The 25,944-nt window shown below is 39.0% G+C and carries 26 protein-coding genes and 1 other RNA gene; 7 read left to right on the top strand and 20 right to left on the bottom strand.

All coding sequences use genetic code 11. The features are described 5' to 3' along the window. Positions 1 to 217: 217 nt before the first annotated feature. The 6 genes from IGK01_RS06515 to IGK01_RS06490 all read right to left on the bottom strand — a co-directional run bounded on the left by IGK01_RS06515 (position 218) and on the right by IGK01_RS06490 (position 3,432). Complete coding sequence (locus tag IGK01_RS06515) at positions 218 to 1,129, bottom strand: RluA family pseudouridine synthase (RefSeq protein WP_077151345.1); 912 nt, start codon at positions 1,127 to 1,129, stop codon at positions 218 to 220. After that, positions 1,126 to 1,590: a signal peptidase II gene (gene lspA, locus IGK01_RS06510; RefSeq protein WP_010735520.1), complete on the bottom strand. Its 465-nt coding sequence runs from the start codon at positions 1,588 to 1,590 to the stop codon at positions 1,126 to 1,128. Before lspA ends, IGK01_RS06515 begins: the two co-directional genes overlap by 4 nt. A 4-nt stretch (positions 1,591 to 1,594) precedes the next feature. Then, on the bottom strand, positions 1,595 to 2,293 hold the full coding sequence (locus tag IGK01_RS06505) for a CBS domain-containing protein (RefSeq protein ID WP_023519620.1): 699 nt from the start codon (positions 2,291 to 2,293) through the stop codon (positions 1,595 to 1,597). Then, positions 2,280 to 2,663: a hypothetical protein gene (locus IGK01_RS06500; protein ID WP_096081520.1), complete on the bottom strand. Its 384-nt coding sequence runs from the start codon at positions 2,661 to 2,663 to the stop codon at positions 2,280 to 2,282. The genes IGK01_RS06505 and IGK01_RS06500 overlap by 14 nt, the downstream gene beginning before the upstream one ends. A gap of 96 nt (positions 2,664 to 2,759) precedes the next feature. Then, complete coding sequence (locus IGK01_RS06495) at positions 2,760 to 3,251, bottom strand: DUF6773 family protein (RefSeq protein ID WP_010735523.1); 492 nt, start codon at positions 3,249 to 3,251, stop codon at positions 2,760 to 2,762. After that, the gene (locus tag IGK01_RS06490; protein ID WP_196768995.1) at positions 3,238 to 3,432 is read right to left on the bottom strand and encodes a helix-turn-helix transcriptional regulator; all 195 of its coding nucleotides are present in this window, start codon (positions 3,430 to 3,432) and stop codon (positions 3,238 to 3,240) included. Before IGK01_RS06490 ends, IGK01_RS06495 begins: the two co-directional genes overlap by 14 nt. A gap of 298 nt (positions 3,433 to 3,730) precedes the next feature. On the opposite strand from IGK01_RS06490, the gene IGK01_RS06485 reads away from it, so the two are divergent. After that, positions 3,731 to 3,988 carry a hypothetical protein gene (locus IGK01_RS06485; protein ID WP_438840586.1) on the top strand — a complete coding sequence of 86 codons (258 nt, stop codon included), beginning with the start codon at positions 3,731 to 3,733 and terminating at the stop codon, positions 3,986 to 3,988. Positions 3,989 to 4,366: 378 nt separating this feature from the next. Here the strand turns inward: IGK01_RS06485 and IGK01_RS06480 are convergent, their stop codons facing one another. After that, a complete protein-coding gene (locus IGK01_RS06480; RefSeq protein WP_438840585.1) occupies positions 4,367 to 6,037 on the bottom strand; it encodes a formate--tetrahydrofolate ligase in 1,671 nt (556 codons plus the stop codon). A gap of 180 nt (positions 6,038 to 6,217) precedes the next feature. On the opposite strand from IGK01_RS06480, the gene IGK01_RS06475 reads away from it, so the two are divergent. Continuing rightward, positions 6,218 to 6,430: a cold-shock protein gene (locus IGK01_RS06475; RefSeq protein WP_062805278.1), complete on the top strand. Its 213-nt coding sequence runs from the start codon at positions 6,218 to 6,220 to the stop codon at positions 6,428 to 6,430. 108 nt (positions 6,431 to 6,538) lie between these two features. Here the strand turns inward: IGK01_RS06475 and IGK01_RS06470 are convergent, their stop codons facing one another. Then, positions 6,539 to 6,976 carry an EbsA family protein gene (locus IGK01_RS06470; RefSeq protein WP_010735532.1) on the bottom strand — a complete coding sequence of 146 codons (438 nt, stop codon included), beginning with the start codon at positions 6,974 to 6,976 and terminating at the stop codon, positions 6,539 to 6,541. 75 nt (positions 6,977 to 7,051) lie between these two features. Here IGK01_RS06470 and IGK01_RS06465 point away from each other — a divergent pair, with 75 nt between their 5' ends. Further along, on the top strand, positions 7,052 to 7,447 hold the full coding sequence (locus IGK01_RS06465) for a ribonuclease HI family protein (RefSeq protein WP_010735533.1): 396 nt from the start codon (positions 7,052 to 7,054) through the stop codon (positions 7,445 to 7,447). Positions 7,448 to 8,378: 931 nt separating this feature from the next. Here the strand turns inward: IGK01_RS06465 and IGK01_RS06460 are convergent. The 3 genes from IGK01_RS06460 to alaS form a co-directional block, all read right to left on the bottom strand. After that, complete coding sequence (locus IGK01_RS06460; RefSeq protein WP_010735534.1) at positions 8,379 to 9,518, bottom strand: cation diffusion facilitator family transporter; 1,140 nt, start codon at positions 9,516 to 9,518, stop codon at positions 8,379 to 8,381. Between the two features lie 38 nt (positions 9,519 to 9,556). Further along, entirely contained in the window at positions 9,557 to 10,153 is a 597-nt protein-coding gene (locus tag IGK01_RS06455; protein WP_065095763.1) for an ECF transporter S component, read from the bottom strand. 167 nt (positions 10,154 to 10,320) lie between these two features. After that, positions 10,321 to 12,963, bottom strand: coding sequence for an alanine--tRNA ligase (gene alaS, locus IGK01_RS06450; protein WP_438840584.1), 2,643 nt, complete (start codon positions 12,961 to 12,963; stop codon positions 10,321 to 10,323). Between the two features lie 359 nt (positions 12,964 to 13,322). Here alaS and IGK01_RS06445 point away from each other — a divergent pair, with 359 nt between their 5' ends. Then, positions 13,323 to 13,751 (top strand): GNAT family N-acetyltransferase, encoded by a 429-nt coding sequence (locus tag IGK01_RS06445; RefSeq protein ID WP_010735537.1) that lies wholly within the window; start codon positions 13,323 to 13,325, stop codon positions 13,749 to 13,751. Between the two features lie 107 nt (positions 13,752 to 13,858). Here the strand turns inward: IGK01_RS06445 and IGK01_RS06440 are convergent, their stop codons facing one another. Both IGK01_RS06440 and IGK01_RS06435 read right to left on the bottom strand, forming a co-directional pair. Next, a complete protein-coding gene (locus IGK01_RS06440) occupies positions 13,859 to 15,208 on the bottom strand; it encodes a DEAD/DEAH box helicase (RefSeq protein ID WP_409173912.1) in 1,350 nt (449 codons plus the stop codon). Positions 15,209 to 15,283: 75 nt separating this feature from the next. Then, a complete protein-coding gene (locus IGK01_RS06435) occupies positions 15,284 to 16,429 on the bottom strand; it encodes a VanZ family protein (protein ID WP_438840583.1) in 1,146 nt (381 codons plus the stop codon). Positions 16,430 to 16,556: 127 nt separating this feature from the next. Here IGK01_RS06435 and IGK01_RS06430 point away from each other — a divergent pair, with 127 nt between their 5' ends. Further along, positions 16,557 to 16,880 carry a hypothetical protein gene (locus IGK01_RS06430; RefSeq protein ID WP_010735540.1) on the top strand — a complete coding sequence of 108 codons (324 nt, stop codon included), beginning with the start codon at positions 16,557 to 16,559 and terminating at the stop codon, positions 16,878 to 16,880. A gap of 177 nt (positions 16,881 to 17,057) precedes the next feature. On the opposite strand, the gene IGK01_RS06425 is transcribed toward IGK01_RS06430, so the two are convergent. From IGK01_RS06425 to IGK01_RS06395, 7 genes are all read right to left on the bottom strand, one after another. After that, complete coding sequence (locus IGK01_RS06425) at positions 17,058 to 17,732, bottom strand: HD domain-containing protein (protein WP_224434709.1); 675 nt, start codon at positions 17,730 to 17,732, stop codon at positions 17,058 to 17,060. Positions 17,733 to 17,762: 30 nt separating this feature from the next. Further along, positions 17,763 to 19,265, bottom strand: a complete 1,503-nt coding sequence (locus tag IGK01_RS06420) for a carboxypeptidase M32 (protein ID WP_023519607.1) — start codon at positions 19,263 to 19,265, stop codon at positions 17,763 to 17,765. Positions 19,266 to 19,325: 60 nt separating this feature from the next. After that, complete coding sequence (locus IGK01_RS06415; RefSeq protein ID WP_023519606.1) at positions 19,326 to 19,793, bottom strand: ASCH domain-containing protein; 468 nt, start codon at positions 19,791 to 19,793, stop codon at positions 19,326 to 19,328. An 81-nt stretch (positions 19,794 to 19,874) separates the two neighbouring features. Further along, positions 19,875 to 21,044, bottom strand: a complete 1,170-nt coding sequence (locus tag IGK01_RS06410) for a THUMP domain-containing class I SAM-dependent RNA methyltransferase (RefSeq protein WP_438840582.1) — start codon at positions 21,042 to 21,044, stop codon at positions 19,875 to 19,877. A 297-nt stretch (positions 21,045 to 21,341) separates the two neighbouring features. Continuing rightward, positions 21,342 to 21,712, bottom strand: an RNA gene (rnpB, locus tag IGK01_RS06405) — RNase P RNA component class B. Between the two features lie 18 nt (positions 21,713 to 21,730). Then, complete coding sequence (gene gpsB, locus IGK01_RS06400; RefSeq protein ID WP_023519604.1) at positions 21,731 to 22,144, bottom strand: cell division regulator GpsB; 414 nt, start codon at positions 22,142 to 22,144, stop codon at positions 21,731 to 21,733. 89 nt (positions 22,145 to 22,233) lie between these two features. Further along, a complete protein-coding gene (locus IGK01_RS06395) occupies positions 22,234 to 22,773 on the bottom strand; it encodes a DUF1273 domain-containing protein (protein WP_010735546.1) in 540 nt (179 codons plus the stop codon). 64 nt (positions 22,774 to 22,837) lie between these two features. On the opposite strand from IGK01_RS06395, the gene recU reads away from it, so the two are divergent. Further along, positions 22,838 to 23,479 (top strand): Holliday junction resolvase RecU, encoded by a 642-nt coding sequence (recU, locus tag IGK01_RS06390; protein WP_438840581.1) that lies wholly within the window; start codon positions 22,838 to 22,840, stop codon positions 23,477 to 23,479. After that, positions 23,469 to 25,859, top strand: a complete 2,391-nt coding sequence (locus tag IGK01_RS06385) for a PBP1A family penicillin-binding protein (protein ID WP_023519603.1) — start codon at positions 23,469 to 23,471, stop codon at positions 25,857 to 25,859. Before recU ends, IGK01_RS06385 begins: the two co-directional genes overlap by 11 nt. Positions 25,860 to 25,944: the final 85 nt, after the last annotated feature.

Genomic DNA, 25,944 nt, shown 5'->3' with positions numbered 1-25,944 from the left:
CACAAAAAAACTCCTGCCCTAAGAGGACAGGAGGAATGTTTAGACTGAGTGTATACTACCACACCGGTCGCTTTGTGTATGCGACGTCATTGAGCAAGTCTCGCTATGGCGCACCACAGGAATTCTTACTCACACCCTTCTTAGCCTCACGGGACTAAACTTAAAGGACTGCTATTAAGTTTTTCTTTTATTGTTTATTACTATACCGTTAAGTACTTTAAAAAGCAATATCTTTTCTCAACTTCTCTAAAGTTTTTTCAAAAACTTCTGGCAATGGTGCCTCAAAGGTCATTCGTTCATTCGTTTGAGGATGAGTGAAACCTAATAATTTCGCATGTAAAAATTGGCCATTGCCTTTGAGGGTTTTCTTTGGTCCATATACGGGATCACCTGCTAAAGGATAACCAATATACTTCATATGCACACGGATCTGATGCGTACGCCCTGTTTCTAATTGTAACTCTACTAAAGTGAAATTCTCAAAACGTTCTAGTACAGTAAAATGCGTCACAGCTGGTTTTCCATCTTCGCGGATCGCTTGCATTTTTCGATCGACTTTTGAGCGCCCGATAGGTGCATTGATCGTCCCTTTTTCATGAGGAATAACGCCATGGACTAAAGCAATATATTTTCTTAGGGAAGTTTTATCTTTCAATTGCTGCGCCAACGCTTCATGGGCTTGATCATTTTTGGCGATCATCAATAATCCAGACGTGTCTTTATCGATTCGATGGACGATCCCTGGACGGATCACGCCATTGATCGATGATAGATTTTTCATATGGTACATCAACGCATTGACTAGTGTTCCTTGGGCATGACCAGCAGAAGGATGAACGACCATGCCTTGTGGTTTATTGACCACAGCTACGTCGTCATCTTCATAGACGATTTCTATTGGTAAGTCTTCTGCTACGATCTCAAGTTCTTCAGGCTCTGGTACTTCCACGACGATTGCATCAGCCGATTTTACTTTGTAATTCGCTTTTACTGGTTCCCCATTTACGGAAACGGCACCGTCTTTCAACCATTGTTGAACTTGTGAACGACTATGATCCGCAAATAATGCTGTCAGAACTTTATCGATCCGTCCTTTTTCTTCTTTGATAGTTGCTTTTAATTGTGTCATTTTTTTCGTTGTTCCTTTTCATCTAAAATAATATAAATCAATACGCAGATCACACCGATCACTAGAGAAATGTCTGCCACATTAAAAATCGGGAAATTCACGAAATCAGTTTGGAACATATCGATCACATACCCTAAACGGACACGATCGATAAAGTTACCGATTGCTCCAGCTAGAATCAATGTCAGACCGATCATGAACCAACGATTTCCGTTGCTACGATTTTTGATCATCAACGTCAAGATCACTACAACTGCAATGATCGTCACGACAGTAAAAAACCACATTTTTCCTTCTAGTAAACTCCAAGCTGCTCCGAAATTACGGATATGATTCAAGGACAAGATCCCTGGAATCACTGATTTCGTTTCTCCTAAAGCAAAGTTATCGACGATCAACCATTTTACCCATTGATCTAAGCCGATGATCAACGCACTTATAATCCAATATATCGCTAACAAACAATCATTCCTTTTCTACTTCATGATAAATATCTCTTGGTCTGATGATCCCTAATAAATTTCCGTTAGGGTCGCCGTTTTTGGTGATCAACACAGCCTCAAGCGTACCCTGCTCGCCAAACATTTTTTCTACTTCAGCAATCGTTGTCTGAGCGGATACAAAATGATAATTGGTGTACTTACCATCTTGAGTGATCAGATCGGCAGCTATTTTTCCTTGAAGATCGATCACACCATGATGACTTTCTTTGGCTAACCAAAAACCTAACATCCGCAACGTCACTAATCCTTTGAATGTTCCTTTATGATAAAGCGGGAACTGAGAATAACGCTTTTGAGCAACAGTCTCCAACAAACTAGGTAATGGGATGTCCCATTCAAACCCAGTTACATGCTTTGCGAAACGCGGTAACACTGTTTCTGGACGAATCAGTTCTTGCTCGATTCTTTGGATACGCTTCGTCGCCCATTCATTAGGTTCAGCGATAATAAAATCGACGGCGATCCGATCATGCACGATCGCATTACGTAATTGAGCCAACTGTAGTAAGTCATCCTCATATTTTTTGATACTTTGGTGTTGCTTTTGTGCTAAACGACGAACGAGTTCAGTGAACCCCATATTTCGTGGATTCCCCATCTCTTCTTGCATCCATTTTTCGATCCGATTAAAGCTACTCAAAAAAAGATCAGAATTCTTCATCACTAGCCTCCTTGATGACATATGCTTTATTTTTTATAAATAGAAAGAAACCAATCATTACGACGACGATCAGTAAACTATAAAGGATACTTTGAATAGCAACAGCACTGATCCCTGTAAATAAGAAAAGTACGGGATATAACTGTAATAGCAATAAATTCATCGTAATCCGATAGTTTTTAGTTGGTTCTGTTATCGTATAGACTGGACTTTTGAGCCAAAAAAAGGTGACTTGCATCTGAAACGGGGCGTCTACATCTAGAGTAACAGATTGGTTTTGCCCCAAACTGATTTTCCGATCATCCACCCGTAATGTGATTGGACTACCCATTCCGTAAAATCCCGTATCTCTAGTAACATTCACTTCCATTTTCGCTCCTCCTATTATGCGTTAGTCTCTATCAAAACACAAGCGGAATCTCTGTTATCCCTAATGGATCGATCCTTATATCATCTTTTTCAGCAATCATTTTTCCTCATTTTCATCCTCTAATTTACTTTCCAGTCTTTTCTGCCCAAATCGATTGACAGAAGAAACCAAAAACACTAAGGCAGACATAAATAAAGCCGAAGATATAAATGTAATCCCTAAAATCGCTAAAAAATGAGGATCGAAATAACCAGTGTATAACTCATGATATAAGCTATAATTTCTCACCCCAGTAACTGCAGAAACGAATACACTTCCAACAATGACTGCTAACACTCGTAATTTCTTTGCATGTTTGGATTGATCGATAAGCTCGTGACCAATCAGTGAGCCACGGATCAATAAATAGATGAACGCTACTCCTAGCAACAATAATTCGGTAAACACTTCAGAAACTGGTTGCTCCAACAAATAACTTTTTACAAAGATCGAAGTCCCTAATAATACCAATAATAACAAAAAGGCTTCACTTTGTATTTGATTATTGACCTGTACGATACGTTCATCTTTAAGTTTATTCTTTTTCATCTTTATCCTCCCAAAATAGATCATCTAATGTTTGATTTAATTCATGGCAGATGGCCTGACACAACTTGAGTGTGGGATTATACTTCCCTGCTTCAATCAATCCAATCGTTTGCCTTGTCACTCCTACACGTTGGGCCAATTCTTCTTGGCTTAAATCATTTGCTAAACGCGCGAGTTTCATTCGGATGTTTTTCAACTTGATGGTTAACCTCCATTCTTCACAGTCATCCTGATTGTAAACTATATCTTACTAAATGTAAAATATATATTGCTTCAAAAGAAAGAAAATGAAGATTAGTGATAATAAAAATACAGGAAAAGCATTATTTCTTTTAAAATTTTTGAACTGAATAAGTAGAATTAATTCTTCAGTCCCATTTTCATTTTAGAGATAAAAAAACATAATAAGCTCTAATAGAAGGAAATCATTACAAAATATACTGAGATTATCGAAAGAAATATCCTTCTTAGTCGCCGACATGCACCCCGACTACTTACAGCCCGCCAAATGTGTTCTGCCAAATACAAGTGAAGTGATTGATCGATGTCATATTGTCAAATATAGATTCAAGCTTTCAGTGAGTTGCCTATACGTGCTATGCAGAAAAACTGAACAAGAACTGGCGCTTTCTACTAAAAAAACGTGCAATCATTTCCGCGTGAATATGAAACATACAACAGTTTCCGAGCACCTAAATAAATACCCATTTCTTACTGAAGTAATGATGCTTGATTGATTGGGGTTTCAACATTCCAAAAAAGAGGTGTGCTCTTTTTTATGAATCAGTAGAAGGCATCACCAATGAGATGATCTATCCTTACTCTAATTAAAATATAGAAGCGAAGAATGCCCACGTAAAGACAATAAAGCGATTATCTTAAGGATTTAAACTGTTTGTCCACATGAAAAATAGAATCTATTAAATCAATTAATTAAAGTGAGATAACAAAAAATCTGAACCAGAATGAGGTTCATTCTGATCCAGATTTGATTTTTTTCAACGCATTAATCCTGATTGACAAAGAGCAAGAAAATAGTTGCTCTATTTTTTAGATTATGCACTTTCATATTGAAAAGGTCTAGTTAAGACTACTTCAAATTTTTAATTTTTCGATTAGAATAAACCGATTACTTCTCCTTGATTCGTTACGTTCATATTCAAGGCGGCTGGTTTTTTTGGTAATCCAGGCATCGTCATCACTTCGCCTGTCAAAGCGACTAAAAATCCGGCACCTAACTTAGGTACAAATTCACGGATCGTGATTGTGAAATCCTCTGGTGCACCTAATAATGTTGGATCATCAGAAAAAGAGAACTGGGTTTTTGCCATACAAACCGGTAAGTCAGACCAACCATTTTTCTCAAATTCAATGATTTGATTTTCTGCTTTTTTACTAAAAGAGACTTCTTTGCCACCGTAGATTTTTTGAACAACCGCTTGGACTTTTGTTTTGATCGGATCACTGGATTGGTACAATGGAACGTAATCCGCGCTTTCTGTATCGATCAATTCTACGACTGCCTTTGCTAAGTCCACGCCACCTTCCGCACCATTTTCCCAAACACTTGCGCGTTTTGCTACGACTCCTTCTTTTTCACACAATTCTTTCAGTAATTCTAATTCAGCGTCTGTATCAGTCACAAACTCATTGATTGCGACGATCACTGGAATCTGGTAACTTTTCATATTACGAATATGCCGTTTTAAGTTCGCATATCCAGTTTGCAACGCCTTGAGATTTTCATTTTGTAATTCTGCCTTATCCAATCCCCCGTGCATTTTTAACGCACGGACAGTTGCTACGATCACAATCGCATCTGGTGCTTTCTGCAAATTAGGAACTTTGATATCTAGGAATTTTTCTCCTCCTAAATCAGCACCAAAACCAGCTTCAGTCACTACATAATCCGCAATTTTCAAAGCAGTTTTAGTTGCTAGTACACTATTACAGCCATGAGCAATATTTGCAAATGGTCCACCATGGATAAATGCTGGTGTACCATAGATCGTTTGTACGAGATTCGGTTTAATTGCATCTTTTAATAACAAAGCAAGGGAACCCTCTGCTTTTAGATCCCCTGCTGTTACAGGGCGACGATCATAGGTGTAGCCAATCACGATTCGTGCTAACCGAGCTTTTAAATCATCTAAATCAGCAGCTAAACACAAAATTGCCATGATTTCACTAGCCACAGTAATGTCGAATCCATCTTCTCTTGGTACCCCTTGCATCGGTCCGCCCAGCCCAACGATCACATTTCGCAATGCTCGGTCGTTTAAATCCACCACACGTTTCCAAATGACACGTCGAGGATCGATCCCCAGCTCATTTCCTTGATGGATATGATTATCTAATAGAGTTGACAATGCATTGTTTGCAGAAGTGATGGCATGCATATCGCCAGTAAAATGCAAATTGATATCTTCCATTGGTAATACTTGTGCGTAGCCACCTCCTGTCGCTCCGCCCTTGATTCCCATAACCGGACCTAATGAGGGCTCACGCAATGCAATCACTGCTTTTTTGTCTATTTGGTTCAACGCGTCACCTAATCCGACTGTAACTGTTGATTTTCCTTCTCCCGCTGGTGTTGGATTGATAGAAGTTACCAATATGAGGCGACCATCCTCTTTTTCCGAAAAATCATTTATTACGGTAAAGTTTATTTTTGCTTTGTATTTTCCATATAATTCCAAATCATCTTCATTGATTCCAATGCTATCCGCAACTCTAACTATCGGTTTTAGCTGTGTTTCTTGTGAAATTTCTAAATCATTCTTCATTAAAACGCCCCTTTTCACGAACTATATATAAAAATAATTATATTTTGTTAAGTTAAATCCATTATACCTGTTTTCCTTGTAAAAAAAAACAAAAAAAACTGACTTTTAATTTATTTGACGTACCTATTAATTCTCTTTATAATATAGGCTATGATCAGACATAGAAAGGTCGTGAGTGTTTTGACCACAGGAATGGTGAAATGGTTCGATAACAAAAAAGGATATGGCTTTATTAGTTATGATGAAACAGAAGAGATCTTCGTACATTTTACTGCAATCGAAGAAGAAGGATTCAAAACACTTGAAGAAAACCAAGTGGTAGAATTTACCGTCATTGAAGGTAATCGAGGCATTCAGGCGGCCCATGTCAAAAAGATCAATGATCAAGCTTAGTCCAATCAAACAAAATAAGCTATTCCGGTGTTTTTCGGAATAGCTTTTTTATTATTATAGACGACTCTCTGTGCAGTTAAAAATAGCTAAAGTCTCTATTGTTATTTTTTACTCAACTAAATCATTCGTATTCTTTAACAGTGAAGAAGTGTTGATCGTTTGTTTATGTGGATGTTTCAAGTGATCAAGCAATTTTCCTTGTGCCTTCTGATTGACGAAAATCACGAATGGCTCTTTGCCTTTTACAAGAGATAAAGATACTTTACGTTTTTGTACGTGGACTTCCTTGATTTCATTGATAGGTATGTCGCGATCTCTCCAAAAAGCAGCATATTTTATTTTTATTGCCTCTTTCTTTAAAACTAGTGAGCGTCGAAATCCTAGCAAAAGAAAAATAAAGAAAATTCCCATTAAAATATTACTTTTCCAATAAGGCCTTGTATTTTCTAACGATAAAATCAAACTCAAAAATAATAGAATAAATGTTGATGACCAATAAATGATCGACTGTGCCGTTTCGGGCTGCCAGCGAATATTTTTTTTCATTCTTCAACCTCGTGTCTTTATCTGTAGTGGTATAATAAGTCAAACCGACAATTTTTGAAGGGCGTGTTTTTCCTTATGTTAAAAGTATACATTGACGCATCAACAAAAGGCAACCCTGGACCTAGTGGTGGAGGAATATTAATAATCGCTGATCAACAACAAGAACAGTTGTCTATCCCTTTGTCCTTTGGTTCAAACCATCAAGCCGAGTTTGAAGTCTTTTTAAAAACTTTAGAAATTCTAAAGAATAGACAGATGACCGAAGAAATCATTCTCTGCTATTCCGATAGTAAAGTACTTGTATCAACTATCGATAAAAATCATACGAACAACAAAGATTTTTTACCTTATTTAGAAAAAATACAAAGTCTATTAAAAGATTTTTCAATGTTGATCCTTCAGTGGGTACCTGAAAGTAAAAATAAAGGCGCTGATAATCTAGCTAGACAAGCTTTACAAAAATTTTTATAAAATATTGGAACAAAGCAATTAGTAATCGTACCTTGATTTGCAAGCACTTTATACGGTCAACTTCTTCTTTTGTCTCGGTCTATAAAAGAACATATTCATAATAATAGATCAACAAATGTTGAGACACGATTCTTTCAAACATTTGCTAAATATTCAGAATTTTATGTCGCTGTTATTTGGACTAACTCAAAGATTGTAAGGGCAAAATAAATGTTTATTGTTTCCAGTTATCGATTAGAATAAATAAGTCCTAATAGCTAGATTCCGACAAAATTTTTGACTGCTTTATTTTGGTCAACTATTAACATACGCCGAATTCAGCTAACATGACCTCATAATCTCCAAGGTATTTTCTGAAAAAGTCTGACTATCCATATATGTATCGATCATTCTGTTTATTTTATCAACGCTGTCTTTATGGGTCATGATAAGATATAAAAGCTATCATTGAAGTCTGTTCCAAAAGAGGATTCGTTTTTAGTTTTCTGCCAAATTTTTCACTTCCTTTTATTATCCCTCGGATGTACTATTTGACCATGTCTAAATCCGACGAGAAGTTGCCTCTTCTGATTCTTTCACCATCAAAATTCGATTTAGCGTGACGAACAAATCCGCGAAAACTTTCATCTAGGTTCAGTCAAACATTTGTAGGTACAACGAAGAAGCAGCCATTGTCTGTTTTGGTTATCCTATTTTGTCCTAGAAAACACATACGTCTTTCAGAACAATATAACGTAAAAGTCTACTGTCATCCATTATAGTATTTCTAATAACCAAAATGAAAGGCTAAAAGATTTGTTTTAAAATAAGCAAAAAACCTGAAATCTTAAATAATCGGGTTTTTTGCTTATTTTAAGTTTAGTCAAAATCTCATCGCGACAGATAGGTCGTATAGATATTTAAACATCGCGTATTATTTTTTGTCAACAATTTAGAAAAGTAAATAATTATGATCAAAGGTGATATCTAATTGATACTGCCCGACTCTCTTTTCTATTTGGATACGCATCATTCGTTCTAATTCCTCGTCAGACAATCGCGTACCTTCAGGGACAACGACATCAAATTGTAGGATCTGTCCTTTATGGATCATGCGGAAATCATGGATTTTCAGACCTTCTGCTGTCTCATTGATGATTTTTTTCAACTCATTAAGAATCTCTTGATAATTCTCATTGTTGACTGGTACAGGATCTAGATGACAGACTAATTCTACACCTAATGATCGTTTAAAATCCTTTTCGATAATGTCCATGATCTTGTGTGCTTCATTCAAATCTAGCCGATCATCGACTTCCACGTGAACTGAAGCAAAACGTTGATTTGGTCCGTAATTATGCACTAACAAGTCATGATAACCGAGTATTTTTGTATAGCCATTTAGCTGCTCCTCCATCGCCTGGATCTGTTCAACAGTAGGACGGCTCCCTAATAATTCATATACGAATTCTCTTAACATCATTACGCCGCTGTACAAAATGTAAAGTGCTAACAAGAAGCCAATATAGCCATCCACGCGCCACTCTGTCAACCATTCGACAGAAGCTGAGAGTAAAACAGCAAAGGTCGTATATACATCATTATAACTGTCTTTGGCAGTGGCATGTAACGTTTCCGAATCGATCATTTTTGCGGTTTTCTTGTACATACGTCCCTGAATAACTTTTAAAGCAATCGAAAAGACTAAAACTAAAAAGATGATCGGTGATAAGGCAATATTTTCCGGATCGATGATTTTTTCAATTGAGGAGTGTAAGAACTGGAATCCGACATACGTGATGATGAGAGATACGAATAGTCCACTAATATATTCAAAACGTTCGTGTCCATAAGGATGTTCCGGATCTGCTGGTTTTGCCGCGATTTTGAAGCCAACCAAAGTCAAAACAGAAGAAGCGGTATCCGACAAACTGTTGATGGCATCCGCCATGATCGACACACTTCCAGAGAGTAGTCCGATCATCAATTTCGCAACGAATAGGATCACATTAGTTAACAGTCCCCATACTCCTGCCATCAATGCTTTTTTTGTTCGTTCTTTTGCTGTTAGTGTTTCTTGTTTCTTTGCCAAATTTGTGACTCCTTTTATCTGTGATTGCTGGTCTTATATCATTCAGGTTTTAAAGGTGTTGCTGCAAATAATGCTTTGGCGAGTAATGGTGTGATGATCCCCGCGCCGATAGCTTCTGGAATCCCATTGATTGCAGCAATCCCAGCAAGTGTCTTGAACAAGACCGAAGCATCGACACCATAAGCTTGAGCTGTGGCATTCGTATAAAATAAGCCCATAAATCCTAAAACAAGGATCGTATTGACTAGAGAGCCTAGAATCCCAGCTACAACAGCCGGTACGACGATCGTAGAGGAACGCTTATACAACCAATGGAATACTAAGCCAGCCACTAGTCCCACTAAAACTCTGGGTACAACTGAGATGATTGGATTGGTAAAAACCAATGTATCGAACGGTGTAGTTGGCATCGCGTAGGCTCGGATGATCGTCGCAATTCCCCAGAACAAGCCGATCAACATGCCATCTTTCGGTCCTAATACTACGGCCGCTACGATTACTGTGATATGGATGATCGTCAAGCTAATAAAACCTAATGGGATAAAGCCTAACCATGGAATCATTGATTGAACGATAATGATGGCTAACAAAATGGCACGAAGTACTAACCGAAATGTTTTATTTTTGCTATTCATTGAATCTCCCCCTGTTTGCTTTACTCTAATCCTATAGCGTTTTGTTGATTTGTCAATAAATTTGTACATATCAACAACCGTTGAGCCAATGAAAATAAAGCAACGAGCTTGGGAAATCATCCCAAACTCGCTTGCCATTTATTTGTAGTAAAAAACTACGCTTGCTTCTATTTATTTTCTAACCATGTTTTTGCTTCTGTCAATGCGTCTGAGATACCAGCTGGGTTTTTTCCACCTGCTTGCGCCATATCTGGACGACCACCGCCACCACCGCCAACTTTCGGTGCGATTGCTTTGATCAAATCGCCAGCTTTTAAACCTGCTTCATTTGCTTCAGGCGTCATTGCTGCTAACAAGCTGACTTTACCTTCTTGTTCGTTTGCCAAGACAAGAATATCTGAAACTGCTTTTTGTTTCCATTGATCGGCTAATTGACGTAATTGATTTATGTCTTTTACTTTAACTTGTGCAGTGATGATCGTTTTACCATTGATCGTCTCTGCATTTTTGAAAATATCTCCTGCTTGTTGGTTGGCTAACTTACTTGCCAATTGTTCATTTTCTTTTTGTAGTTCTCTTAATTGTTGTTGCAATTGTTCTGCTTTAACTACGACTTCTTTCAATTGTGGTGATTTCACGATTGCCGCAACTTCTTTTAGTTGTTGTTCTTCGCTTTCCAACAATTCATAAGCTTCTTTACTTGTCACCGCTTCGATCCGACGAACCCCTGCACCGATCCCTGATTCAGAAACGATTTTAAAGATTCCGATGTTTTCGGTATTACCAACATGCGTACCACCACATAACTCGATCGACCAACCGCCGATATTGACCACGCGGACTTCGTTGCCATATTTTTCGCCAAACAATGCCATTGCGCCCATATTTTTCGCTGTATCGATGTCTGTTTCGATCGTTTCAACAGGAATGGCTTCCCAGATTTTTTCGTTTACGATTTGTTCCATTTTCGCTAATTCTTCACTTGTGATTTGACCAAAATGTGTGAAGTCAAAACGCAAATGACCTGGTGCAACCAATGAACCTGCTTGGTTGGCATGATCGCCTAATACTTCTTTTAATGCTTTGTGCAATAAGTGAGTAGCCGTATGGTTTTTGATGATTCGGTTACGTCTTGGTTCATCAATCAATAAATGATAGGTGTTTCCTTCTTTGATCTCAGAAAGGACTTCTACTTTATGCAAGAATTGTCCATTTGGTGCTTTACGAACATCAGTCACATTTGCTACTGTTTCACCAGAGGCATCAATGATCCAACCTTGATCGGCTACTTGTCCACCCATTTCAGCATAAAATGGTGTTTGATCAAAGATCAATTGCGCTTCCCCATCTGATAGTTCACTGACGATTGTTTCGTCTTGGACGATCACTAGTAATTCACTGTCAGATTCAATATGGTCATAACCGATGAATGTGCTATCTACTTTGATATCTGTCAATAAAGCAGATTGAACACCCATAGATGTTTCTGTATTACGAGCCGCACGCGCGCGATCACGTTGCGCCTGCATTTCTGTTTCAAAGCCTGCGTGATCGACATTCAATCCTTCATCTTCCGCCACTTCTTCTGTCAATTCAACTGGGAATCCATACGTATCGTAAAGTTTAAAGATATCTTTTCCGGCAAGCGTTGTTCCGTTTGCTTGTTTTACCTCTTTGATCACTTGGTTCAAGATCTCAAGCCCTTCGTTGATCGTTTCATTGAAACGTTCTTCTTCCATACGAACGACTTTTTCGATGAATTCTTTTTGTTCCAAAACTTCAGGGTAGTAGCTCTCCATGATTTCGCCAACAACAGGCACTAAACGGTATAAGAAAGCTTGCTCGATCCCTAATTTTTTCCCGTGCATGACTGCTCGACGTAACAAACGACGCAAGACATAGCCACGACCTTCATTTGAAGGCAATGCCCCGTCACCGATTGCAAAGGATAATGCTCGGATATGGTCAGCGATTACTTTATATGAAATATCAGTTAAGGCATCCTCACCGTATTTTACTTTGTTGCTCAATTGCTCAACTGCATGGATGATCGGCATAAATAAATCTGTTTCAAAGTTGGTTGGTGCATCTTGAACGATTGAAACCATTCGTTCCAAGCCCATGCCCGTATCAATGTTTTTATGTGGAAGAGGTTCAAACGTATTATCTGGTTTGTGGTTGAACTCTGAAAATACTAAGTTCCAGATTTCAAGATAACGTTCATTTTCGCCACCAGGGTAGTTTTCAGGATCATCTTCTTCCAAGTCATTATAGGCTTCGCCACGATCATAAAAAATCTCTGTATCTGGCCCACATGGTCCAGCACCGATATCCCAAAAGTTATCTTCTACATCCACGATATGGTCAAGAGATAATCCTACTTCTTCGTGCCAGATACGTTTTGCTTCTGTATCTTTTGGATAAACAGTGACATATAATTTCTCAGGATCAAACGCCATCCATTTTGGACTTGTTAAAAATTCCCATGCCCAGTGGATTGCCTCTTCTTTGAAATAATCGCCGATCGAGAAGTTCCCTAACATTTCAAACATCGTATGATGACGTGCAGTTTTCCCTACATTTTCGATGTCGTTCGTACGAATCGATTTTTGCGCATTCGTGATTCTTGGATTGTCTGGTACAACAGATCCATCAAAATATTTCTTTAGTGTCGCCACTCCTGAGTTGATCCATAATAAGGTTGGATCATTGACCGGTACTAGTGAAGCACTAGGTTCGATCGTATGTCCTTTTTCTTGGAAAAAGTCTAAAAACATTTGACGTACTTCTGCACTGCTTAATTTTTTCATTGTTTTACCTTCTTTCTACATAATAAACGACAAAAAACACCATTACAGCCAAGGACGAAAACTCGCGGTACCACCTTGATTGCAATGATGTTTACTCATTACCTCTTAAACTCGTTAACGCTGAGTCGCGTTGATATTTCTATCAAATTGAAAAAGGGAGCAGTTTGAACAGTGACTATTCTTTTTTCAGCCGAGAAAGAATTTTCTGTGAGTCAGTCTAAAACAAACTATGTCCTTTTTGTACTTTATCAGTATACGTATTCTTAGCGATGCTGTCAATCCTACTTTTTGATTTTTCATTGTTTGCGGTCTACGTTTTCCTTGCTATAATCAGGAAAGAACCCTAGGGAGGCAAAACAATGGAAACGTATTTTGGAACCGAAGAATGGATAAAAGCCAGCAGTTACGTTTTACGTTATGACGTATTCGTGTTAGAGCAAGAAATACCTGCTCATTTAGAATTTGACGGTAAGGATGCCTATTACCCAAACCTTGTCATGATCCATAACGAACAGCCAATTGCTACCTTACGTTACCAAAAACAAAGTGACGAACAAATCCAATTTGATCGTTTTTGTGTCGCAAAAGATTGGCGCAAACGTGGGATTGGCAGAGAAATGCTTCAATTGGCAGAAAAGCGAGCACTAAATGAAGCATTCAAAGAAATTTATTTGATTGCAGAAATTCCCGCCGTTCCTTTCTACGAAAAGCAGGGCTATCAGAGTTTTTCAGACCCACTGATCGAAGACGGCATTCTTTGTCAACAGATGCGAAAACAGCTCTCCTAATATCAACTGTTTAATCAAAAAAATCAGCCCCAAAACCCAAAATAGATTTCCTATTTAGGTTTTTGGGGCTAAAAGTCAAGGGCAGCGTGATTCGCTCATGACTGCTCTTATTGGTTGGAATTCTTTTTATTTTTTCTGGCTGTACGCGTTTGTTGACGTCTTTCGATCTTGCGGTCTTTTTTATTTTTCTCCGCAATCGCCCAGTCGATTTTTTTCTTGTAACCAGGTTTGATTTTTTTCTTTTTCTTTTTGACTAAACCAATCAGCGTTGGGTCAAGACTATCTTTTGATTTTTCACGTTTCGTCCGACGGTTACGGTCATAGGTTTTAACGATTTCACCATTTTTGATTTCCATTGGCTCAAAAACAATACCGATTTTTTCGATGCCTTCGATCAATGGCTCATCACTTGGTGCATATAAAGTGATCGCGGTTCCTTTTAAGCCATTTCTACCAGTACGACCGACACGGTGGATAAAGAAATCTAGATCTTCTGGAACCTCCGCATTGATGACATGAGAAACGCCTTCGATATCGATACCACGAGCAGCTAAGTCTGTCGCAACTACATATTGATACTCTAAGTTTTGCACTTGACGCATCACACGCTTACGCTCACGAGGAGTGATATCTCCATGGATCTTCGCTACTTTCAAGCCTTGGTTTTTCAAGTAATCAGCGATTTCGTCTACATGTTGTTTCGTATTTGCAAAGACAATTGCTAAATAAGGATGCCCGATCGTCAATAATTGATAGATCGTTTGATTCTTATCCTTTCCTTTTGTTGAAACTAACCAATTCTCGATATCTTCTGAGATCACTGCTTTTGGTTTGATTTCTTCGATGATTGGATTTTCCATATATTTACGCAAGAATGGGCGTAGTTTTTCTGGAATCGTTGCTGAGAAAACTAAAAATTGTAATTTTTCTGGCAAGCGGCTAGCGATTTGATCAACTTCATTCAAGAATCCCATATCTAAGGTCATATCTGCTTCATCCACGATGAACGCAAAGGCTGTATGGATCTTTAAAGCTTGCTCATTCATCATGTCAAGGATACGCCCTGGTGTACCGACAACGATTTGCGGTTGTTGGTGATTCAAGCGATTTAATTGACGTTGTTTGTCTGTTCCGCCGACAAAATTCGATACGCGAATCTCCGGATCGGAAAACTTAGCGATTTGAATAGCAGCTTCATAGATCTGCGTCGCCAGTTCACGACTTGGTGCTGTGATCACCACTTGGACTTCTTCTTTATTGGCATTGATTTTTTGAAATAGAGGCAAAAGAAACGTATGCGTTTTTCCTGAACCAGTTTGTGATTGTCCGATGATATTTTTCCCTTTTAAAATCAAAGGAATCAATCGTTCTTGCACTTCTGTTGGTTGTTGGAACCCTTTTTCTGCTAACGCTTCGTTGATAAACGGATGAAAATTGAATTGTTTAAAATGACTCATTTCGACACCTCTTCTCTTTGTATTTTTCACGACTTTGGAATTATACCATAAATTTGCTTATTTTGCTTGAAAAGGTCAGGCTTTTCTATCTTTGATCGTACTGATCGTATAAGTATGACTCGCTTTCTCATAGAATAAAACTCTCTTTTTGCGAAAAAAAGATAAGAATAGATTCAGGCCGAAGATGAACTGTGCAACCAAGGTACATAAGAAAATGAATACTGCACTCATCTGTGTGACACCAGTCGCTTGATTGATGACTGGACCAACTAATTGGCTCAACCAGCCTAGCCCATAAAATAAGAAATAGAGATACGCATATCGAATGAACAATGCACGAAATCTGATTCGTTCCCTCCCATCTTCAACAAGCTTGATCCGGACGATTTTTTTCCCAAGTGTTCGACCATTTGTAAAGACAGGAAGAAGCATGAAATAGAGAAAGACTTGCACGAACAACCACCAACTATAGGAGGTGAACTCGCTACTTCCAATCGACAATCCGGCAACCACTCCGATGATCGACGTACAAATAGATAAGAAAAACCAATCGATCAAATAGGCAACCAGACGGCGTGTCAAAGAGACTGTCTTGCCTTTTTCATAAGATACTTCATCCATTCTCGCTCTTGTTGGCAACATAAACGTAAAGATTGGCGTCACAAGATAGCCAAGCATTCCGCCAAATGTATTGGTCAGTAAATCATTGACATCGAATAATCGATACGGACGTGGATAGATAAAGTAAAGACCGGTTAATTGTGTCAACTCAAAAAATAGGGAGAGACAGAAACTTGCAATGACCGTTTTGACGAAGGATAGTCGGAAATAATACCTTAAATAGATGCCAAAAGGTAAGAGTAAAAAGACATTGAATAATGGCTCTAAAAAAACACTTTGTCGCATCGCAGATAAATAGGTACTCGGATCGGACAACACGAGGACTGTATTCGCTCTGAAGTTCTCCCAAGACGCAAATAGGTGTAATTCCATTTTTGGACCTGTCATTTTCGCAACAGCTTCCTTAGTAGGTAAAGGTAAAATCACTAAAAAGTAAGCACATAATAGATAAAAGACAAATGAATATAAAATGACCGCTCTAGTTAGGAGAAACGTTCCATACTTTCGGTATTCATAAATAAAAAAGATAGCAGAAATCGCCAATGCAAGAAAAGGAAAGACAATCAACGCAAAACGAATCGGCTCGATATAACTTGCCATAAAACAAAAAGACCTCCTTTGAATACAGTTATCTTAGCAATATTGGTGAAAAGAATGCAAGTAATGACTAAATTATTTTTAAATTCCTATCAATTGAAGTATGATTATTATGAGGAGGCGATTCATTTTGCTTAATATTTATTTTGTATTTGGTGTTCCAGCATTTTTACTTATTCTCTATTTAGTCTTTGCATTGATTCGTAAGCGGACATCGATCCATTACTTAGGCTTTATTCTATTGATCATCGCAGGCTTTATGCTTGTTTTCAACTTACAGACATGGCAACAAGCAGTCTCTGAGCTTTCACATTCTTCAAGTGCAGAACTTTCTGCAGAACTTGGCTATTCTGTCTATTTGATCTGGGTACCGATTGGAATTGCTACTTTATTATTTTTGTTGAATATCTTCCGAGCATTGTTAAGGATCAAGCAAATTCGAAAAAACAAATAGAAAGACGAGATCGAAACAGAAGTGTTTAACCTCAAAAAATAAGGCGTCATCCACGAAAATTGTTTTTCAACTTTTTGTGGATGACGCCTTATTTTACGAAGAACTTCCTTCTGTTCCCGCCGTTTATTTGATTTTAGATGACGCGAGAGGACGAATGGCTCAGACGTATCTATTTAATTATCGGTTACGCCAGATTTGTGCATCTAGTGAATCATCGCCGACAAACCATTCTTTGTAGAACTCCTCTAGAAATTCACGCATGAACACTTCACGTCGTTTTGCTTCTTGTTTCGCGTACCCCGTATTCATTTGATCTGGCAATAACAACAATTTTTCATAAAAATGATTGATGACTGTCGAGCCTTTACGATAATCTTGTTTGTTCGTATAATTGATTGTCTGGATGGCTGGGTCAAAAATCGGATGCCCCTTATGTCCTCCATAATATGCCGTACGTAAGATACCCATCGCACCTAACGCCTCTAAGCGATCTGCATCCTGTACGATCTTGCCTTCTAAGGACAATTCGACGTTATCAGACAAACTTTTTGAAAAAGACATATTTTCGATGATATGAAAGATTTGATGAATCTCTGATTCTGCAACTCCGATGTTTGCCAAAAAGACTCTGAGTCCTTCTTTCGCTTGCTCTTCATCTTCAACCACTTTATCATCGATCGTATCGTGTAGATATGCCGCTGCCAGCGTGATAAAAGGATTGGCTTGCGGTAGTGTCTCAAGGACTTGTCGGGAAAGTTCGACTACTCGATTCGTATGGTCCACCCCATGTCCTGAACGATCCAAAGACAATTGTGCCATGCTGTAGTTAGCAATTTCATTTAATTTATCCACTGCCGCTTTCACCTTCTATTTGAGAATTTTTTAGACTTCTTCAACACCATAAACGCTAAAGTAAAGTTTTCGCATAAAATCGATCAAGTACTGCGGATTCAATGCTTCTCCTGTCGCCTCTTGAATCAATTGATTTGGTTTTCTTGATGCGCCGTACTGATGGATTTTTTCTGTCATCCACTCTTTGATCGGTGAGTAATCATCAGAAGCCAAAATCTCATCAACAGCGATATCTTTTTTCATTGCATGTAATAATTGTGCAGCATACATGAATCCTAACGCATAAGATGGGAAGTAACCAAAACTTGCACCTGACCAATGGACATCTTGTAAGATTCCTTCTAAATCGTTTGTTGGACGGATACCTAAATACTCTTCATATTTTTGGTTCCATACTTCTGGTAATTTCTCAACTTCTAACCCTTCATTGAACATCATTTTTTCGATCTCATAACGTATAATGATGTGTAATGGATACGTCAAACTGTCTGCTTCGATCCGAATCAAGCTTGCTTTTGTATACTGTAATGAACGATAGAAATCATCAAAAGAAATATCATCAAAGGTTCCTTCAGCACACTCTTGGAAGAATGGGTACTGCTTTTCCCAGAAACTGCGGTTGCTGCCGACAATGATTTCATTGAAAAGTGATTGCGACTCATGGATGCCCATCGAAGTACCTTCACCAACTGGTGTATACATATATTTTTCATCAATATTTTGTTCATACATCCCGTGTCCGGCTTCATGGATCACTCCAAACGTTGCCATTTTGAAGTCCTCTTCATTCCAACGTGTCGTGATGCGGACATCATTACGATTGATCCCGATCATAAATGGATGGATCGTGTCATCTAAGCGACCTCTAGAAAAATCATATCCTAACTGTTTGATCACACCGACTACAAAACGTTTTTGTTGTTCCTTCGTCATTTTACGTGAAAGAAAATCTGTCTCCGGTGCTGTTCCTTTTTCGACTAAGGCTTGACGGATGGACATAATACCTTCTTTGACTTGATCAAATACTTGATCTAAGATCTCTACGGTCATGCCTGGTTCATATTGATTCAACAGCACATCATAGTCTGTTTTCTCCTCTTTACGCCAATATGGAATCAATTGTTTTGTGATCTTGATGTTTTCAGATAACGCGGATTCAAAATCACCAAATTGTTTTGATTCACGCGATTCTTGCCATTTTGTGTGGGCTTTAGAAGTCGCAGAAGTTAAAGCAATCATCAATTCTTCCGGTACTTTATGCTCTAATTCATAGTCTTCTTTGACTTTCTCAAAAACCGTTTTTCCAAGTTCAGACAATTCGTCAGGGTGCGCAGAGAAGTATTCGATTGCTTCTGCGATTTTCGGTCCGACTTTTTTTGAGAAATATAGCCCATATAAATAACTGTTGACTTCACTGCGTTCTTCACTTGATTTTTCTGGCATGCCTGTTTGGATATCCCAGTCCAATACTGTTAACGCTTGACTCATTAAATCGATTTCTTTGACTTCTTTCAAAAATTCCTTTTCATTCATCCAAAAATCCTCCAACTTATCCTAGTTATCATTTATCCAATAGTTATCGCTCACTTACTTTTACGACATTTCCTTTGCGTTGATTAATTCAAACCGTTCAACAGCAAGGGGGATCTCTTCATAAAATTCTTTTCCAATTTGGGGCAGTAACTCCCTAAAAAATTTTTTATGAACTTTATACCAGTAATCATAGCTCAAATCACCCTCACCCTCAGCACGGGCAATTTCTTCTGTTACTTCATTCATTGGCATTACCGTCATATCTGTATATTTTATGATGCCTACAGGTTCGTCTTTACTATTTAAAACAATGGTATAACTGCCGATTTTAGACAACGGGGCTTCATCGTAATACAGGCATTCATCGTATGATGAACATGACGCCGTTTTGATCCCCTTTAAAATCAAGTCCGCCAATTCATCTGCCATCGGTGTCCCTTCCCAACCCCACTGCTCTGCCGTAACATTTGTTGGAGGGAATTCACCTTGCCAAAATTCTTTCCAATACTTTTTTGCTTGTTCATTCATTTTGAATTCCTCCAAAAATCATAGGGTCAAAGGTCTTAAAGTCCCAACCATGGTTTTTAGGTGTCCATACTTATATCCTAGTTATTCGTTTTCAGTCCGTTCTTTTCTTGGTGGCCGAGTTCCCCAATATTGGAACAGATCTGTGCGCAATGCACCATTGTATAATTTACGTTTTTTTGTTGCTTTTTGTCCGTAAAATTCTTCAAATGCTAAATCACTTGTCAAGATGTACTTACTCCACGTTTTCAATGGTCGGAAGACCTCACCCATTTCTTTGTAGAGACGACGAACAGACTCTTCTTCACCTAAGCGTTCACCATAAGGGGGATTAGCAACGATCACGCCGTATTCTTTTTCCATTTTGAAGTCCTTCACTGCCCGTTGTTGGAAAGTGATGGAATCTCCTAAACCGATCTCTTCCGCATTGGCTCTGGCGATACCGATCAATTGACCATTGATATCAGACCCAGTGATATCTAATTCGATATCATAATCTGCCTGTTCTTCTGCTGCTGCACGAACTTTTTCCATGATAGCCGGATCGAACCAATCCCACGTCTCACACACAAATTCACGATTGAAACCAGGGGCGATATTATGACCGATCAGTGCAGCTTCGATACACAGTGTTCCTGAACCACAAACGGGATCATAAAACGGACGATCTTTTCGCCAGTTCGTCAACATCACTAAAGCTGCTGCCATATTTTCTTTTAATGGGGCACCACCTTTTTCTAAGCGATAACCGCGTTTGAACAAACTTGGACCAGTTGTATCAAGGGTCACTAACACATGATCTTTCAGTAAAGCAACTTCTAGTTGGAAATGTGCACCGGTTTCTGTCAATGGCACAGTAGACGGACGATGATAATACGTACGTAGTCTTTCAACAATTGCTTTCTTAGTGATGGCTTGACAGTCTGGTGTACTATAAAGCGTCGATTTGATTGATTTTCCTGCAACCGGGAAAGAGGCGTCTAATGGAAGGTAATCTTCCCATGGTAACGCTTTGACTTGCTCGAACAATTCATCAAACGTACGGGCATCAAATTCACCCACGACGATCTTGATACGATCTGCTGTACGTAACCATAGATTGGTTGTAGCAATCGTTTCCATCGTCCCTTTGAAACGCGCACGACCATTTTCGACTTGGCACTCGATGCCAAGATCTCTAAGTTCTTTTCCTACTAATGCTTCTAGCCCGCTTGCCGCTGTCGCTATTAAATTGAATTCTCTATTTTTATCCATTGTATTCTCCTTATCAATCAAAAAAGAGGCATGATGATCTTCATCCTCTATAATCAAACAAATGGTGTGGCAGAAGCAGCCCTTAGAAAATAAGCAACAACACCCAAAAATACGATAAGCTATTTTCGTATGTTGCTGCTTAATTCTTGGAGCTGTGCGCTTCCGTCACACCCTCTTCTAAATCCCCTACATCCGATCTTTTCTATGTGAAAAGGCTTGACGTAGGAAAAAGCTATTGTTAGTACTGATTTTGTAGGCTGTTATTCGCCTAACGATTTATTCCCTGAAGATGTGGTTTTCTATAAGCCATGTTCTGTACTTTGTTTTTCCAGGGAGAAAAACAAAGCGGTAACCATCTATCTGCAGATCAACTGCCCTTTTGTCTCGTTCTGATTCCCCGACAAAAAGCGCCCCTACCGTTGTTTGGGTTGCTCGCTCGAGGGGTTTACCGCGTTCCACCGAACAAGTTTCCTCGTTCGCTTCGTCACTGTGGCACTTTCAAGGATACTGAAGCATAGCCGAAACCTTAGCTTGTTTTCCTGCCGTTACTCTAAAAAGAGTACCTTAGCTTATTTTTTCGCTAAGCACGAACACTACAGGCATCACAGCCTGTGCGAGCATGGACTTTCCTCAGTCTGGTCAAAGCCAGACCGCGATTACCCGAAAACCACAAATCGATTCATTGCTTAAAACTGACGTGTTGCTTCGTTGTCATCTTCGTTTGTTGTTGTATAGTTGTTTGGATTAGGTGTTACTGGTGGTACATTTCCTGCTTGTGCATCTAATTTTTTACCAAATACTTCACGTTCAAGATTTGATAGACGTTTTAAAATATCAAAATTTGTTACTGCCGCACTTTTCGGAGTTTCTGTTTGTTGTGCACGACTTGGAGCTGCTCCTTGGTTTTTCGATAATTGAGCGACTTTTGCACTTAATTTATCGTTTTCTTCTTGTAAAGCAAGGAGTTGTTTGCTGTAATTCTCATAATCTTTGATAATATTGTCTAAGAATTCGTCCACTTCGATCGGATCATATCCGCGCATTTTTGTTTTGAATTCTTGTTGTAAAATGTCTTTAGGACTATAAATCAAATTCGCCATATTTACACCTCTAGTTCTCATTTACGTATTAACGTTTCTACTTTTTTATTGTATCGGAAAAGACTTGATAAATCAAACACTATATTATTTTATTCACTAAAATTTTGCAAATCATCCATGCTGACGGTTCGAATCTCATAAGGATGACTCCCTTGATATTTTTGTGCATCCTTAAAAAAATAGTCTGTTTTTCCAGGATATTCTGGATCATAAATCAATAGGGTCCCGTCTGTGTGTTGTAGAATAAATTGGGTATGATTCCTTAGTTGACTTGGTGATTGATAGGGTTGATGACTCACCGACTCACGATAGTCAGAAAGCTGTTCTACCAGTCTTTTCTTTTCCTGATTGTTCTCATTCCAACCATTGCCAAACTCTGCAAACGGATAAATGATCCCAAGCTTCAATTCTGGATAATCCGTCTTCATTTCAGCGACGACTTCACCTGCCCATAATTCGACACCTAAGTTACCGCTGATGATCACCCATTCCAATCCTTCTTCCACTAATTGAGTCAATTCATTTTTTAAAACTTTTTTAATAACTGTCATTTTAGGGTCATTATCTTTGAATATGCCTAATTCAAAACTGCGATAACCAGAGATATACATTACTTTTATTGTATCCATTCCAGTTTCCTTTTCTTTCTCTGTGCTTTTTTGCTATAATGTGGCCTAGGAGAGTGATTCGATCATGGTTTTACGCTATCCAAATGGCTGTCCTTATATCAAGGATGCCTCGTCCAAAGAAAAAAAACAAGTAAAAAGGAACCCAAATACGGAGTTTGGCAATCGCGGGATGCGATTTGAAGAAGCCATCAATGAAAGCAACGAGTATTACCTGGCACATCAAATGGCCGTTATCCATAAAAAGCCAACACCGGTTCAAATCGTAAAAGTTGACTACCCTCGACGTAGTGCCGCTGTCATTAAAGAAGCTTATTTTACACAAGCTTCCACAACTGATTATAACGGTGTCTATCGAGGTTTCTATTTGGATTTTGAAGCAAAAGAGACAAAAAACAAAACTTCATTTCCATTTAAAAATTTTCATCCCCATCAAATCTCACATATGGAAGCTTGTCAAAAACAAGGAGGAATCTGTTTTGTCCTTTTATGGTTTTCTACCTTACAGCGTTGTTTTTATTTAGATAGTACACATTTAATCCACTATTGGCACGAACAACAGACACAAGGAAGAAAATCCTTGCCGCTTTCATTGATCGAAGAATTAGGAATCGAGATTCCAAGTGGCTTTGCCCCTCGTGTTCCATACTTGCAAGCAATCGACCAGTACTTAGAATCTAATGAAGGAGAACCAAAGAATGCCAACTAATCAAACGAGATCTTCTAAAAGAAGCACCTCCTCTTCTTCTCCAAAGAAAAGAGGAAAACAATCAACGAAAAAAGGCACTGGAAAAGATCGAAAAGGATTGATCACACGTATTCTTTTAATTGGTCTTTCCTTGATCTGTGTCGCTTTTCTCGCAGGGGTCGGACTTTTTTGGTTTTATGCCAAAGATGCTCCTGCTTTGACCGACGAAAAACTGGATGCAACAGTTTCGTCAAAACTTTATACAAAAGATGGCGAGTTGTTTGAGGATCTAGGGGCGGAAAAAAGAGAGAAAATTTCTGCCAACGAACTGCCAAAGACACTTGAAGATGCCATCGTTTCAGTCGAAGACCGAAGATTTTACAAACATATCGGTGTCGACCCTGTTCGGATCATCGGTGCCGCATTATCCAACTTTACATCTGGCGGCTTACAGGGTGGTAGTACGTTGACTCAGCAGCTGATCAAGCTCTCTTTCTTCTCAACTAGTACCGAAGACCAAACAATCAGACGTAAAGCCCAAGAAGCTTGGATGGCTGTCAGACTGGAACAAACGAAATCAAAACAAGAGATATTGACCTATTATGTCAATAAAGTCTATATGTCTAACGGTCTTTATGGCATGGAAACAGCGGCTCAATCTTACTTTGGAAAAACATTAAGCGAATTGAATTTACCGCAAACCGCGCTTTTAGCAGGAATGCCTCAAGCACCGTCAGCTTATGATCCTTACCAGTTTCCAGAGCAAGCAAAAAAACGTCGTGACACTGTCTTGTACACGATGCTCCAAAACGAAAAAATCTCTCAAACAGAGTACAATACAGCGATCAACACACCGATCACGGATGGTTTACAAGAATTAACCCAAGAAGACACTAATACACGGATCGTCGACAATTATGTCAAAGAGGTCATCAATGAAGTCCATGCTAAAACAGACAAGAATGTCTATACCGATGGCTTAGATATTTATACGAACTTAGACTTGAATGCCCAAAAACACTTATATGATGTAGTGAATACAGATCAATACGTTGCATATCCAGATGATCAAATGCAAGTTGCCACTACGTTGATCGATGTCAATACTGGACAAGTCACCGCGCAGATCGGTGGAAGAAACATTCCGGATGATGTCGCTTTAGGTAATAACTTGGCTGTTAATACCTCTCGTGACTTTGGTTCAACCATGAAACCGATCACTGACTACGCGCCAGCATTTGAAGAATTGAACTATTCTACTGGCAAATTGATCGCCGATGCACCTTACAATTATGAAGGAACTTCTATTCCTGTTTCGAACTGGGACAACCGTTACATGGGAATGGTCACCTTGCGCCAAGCGTTATACCTTTCAAGAAACGTCCCGGCAGTCAAGCTCTTCAATGAAGTTGGCGCAGATAAAGTCGCAGAATTCTTGAGTAGCTTAGGGATCGAATATAGCACGATCCATCAGTCAAATGCGATTTCAAGTAATACTGAACAACAAGATGGTACAAAATACGGTGCTTCTTCTGAAAAAATGGCCGCAGCATACGCTGCCTTAGCAAACGGTGGCACTTACTATAAACCACAATACGTTAATCGGATCGTTTTCCAAGATGGCACTGAAGAAACGTTTGAACCAGAAGGAACGAGAGCGATGTCTGAAGAAACAGCGTATATGGTTACTGACATCTTGAAAGATACGATTACTCGCGGAACTGGTACGAATGCCGCAATCCCAGGGTTGATTCAAGCAGGTAAAACAGGAACATCTAATTATACGGACGAGGAATATGCTAAGTTAGGTACCTCAACGGGCGTTTATCCAGATATTTTATTTGCTGGTTACACACCGAATTATGCAATTTCTGTGTGGACGGGATACAATGATAAAATGACTCCGATCACTTCCACTGGAACAGATGTAGCTTCAGATGTTTATCGCGAATTGATGAAATTTGTCTCCGCAAATGTGACAAATACGGATTGGACGATGCCTAGCGGACTGTACCGTTCTGGTGGTGAATTATTCTTTAGAAATGCATCATCATCTGGCAATTCAAACGCTACGGTGCCTTCAACGACGATTCCTTCTTCATCTGCGGTCGTCCCTGTAACTCCTGTTCCAGACTCTTCAACTAGTGAAACTGTTCCTGAGACTTCTACAAGCTCAACGACTGAACCTAGTAGCTCTGAACAGTCGACACCACCAAGTAGTGAACCAACTGAACCAAGTAGTGTGCCTTCTACAGAACCACCAGCCTCTTCTAGCGAGGAAGCACCACCTGAATCCTCTGCTACGCCATCAAGCTCTGAAGATACAAATGCTGCTGGCGGTGACAGCGGGACACGAACTGCACCTTCTACTCGAGCTTCGTCAAGAAACAGTAGTGATTGACCAATAGAAAAAAGCCATCCTCTGCGGATGGCTTTTTTGTTTACTCGTTTTCTGTTATTTTTCAATGATCATTGCCCTACTAGCT

Source organism: Enterococcus sp. AZ080 (assembly GCF_051714945.1).
Classification (GTDB): Bacteria; Bacillota; Bacilli; order Lactobacillales; family Enterococcaceae; genus Enterococcus_B; species Enterococcus_B pernyi.
This window is presented reverse-complemented; position numbering and strand designations above follow the sequence as displayed.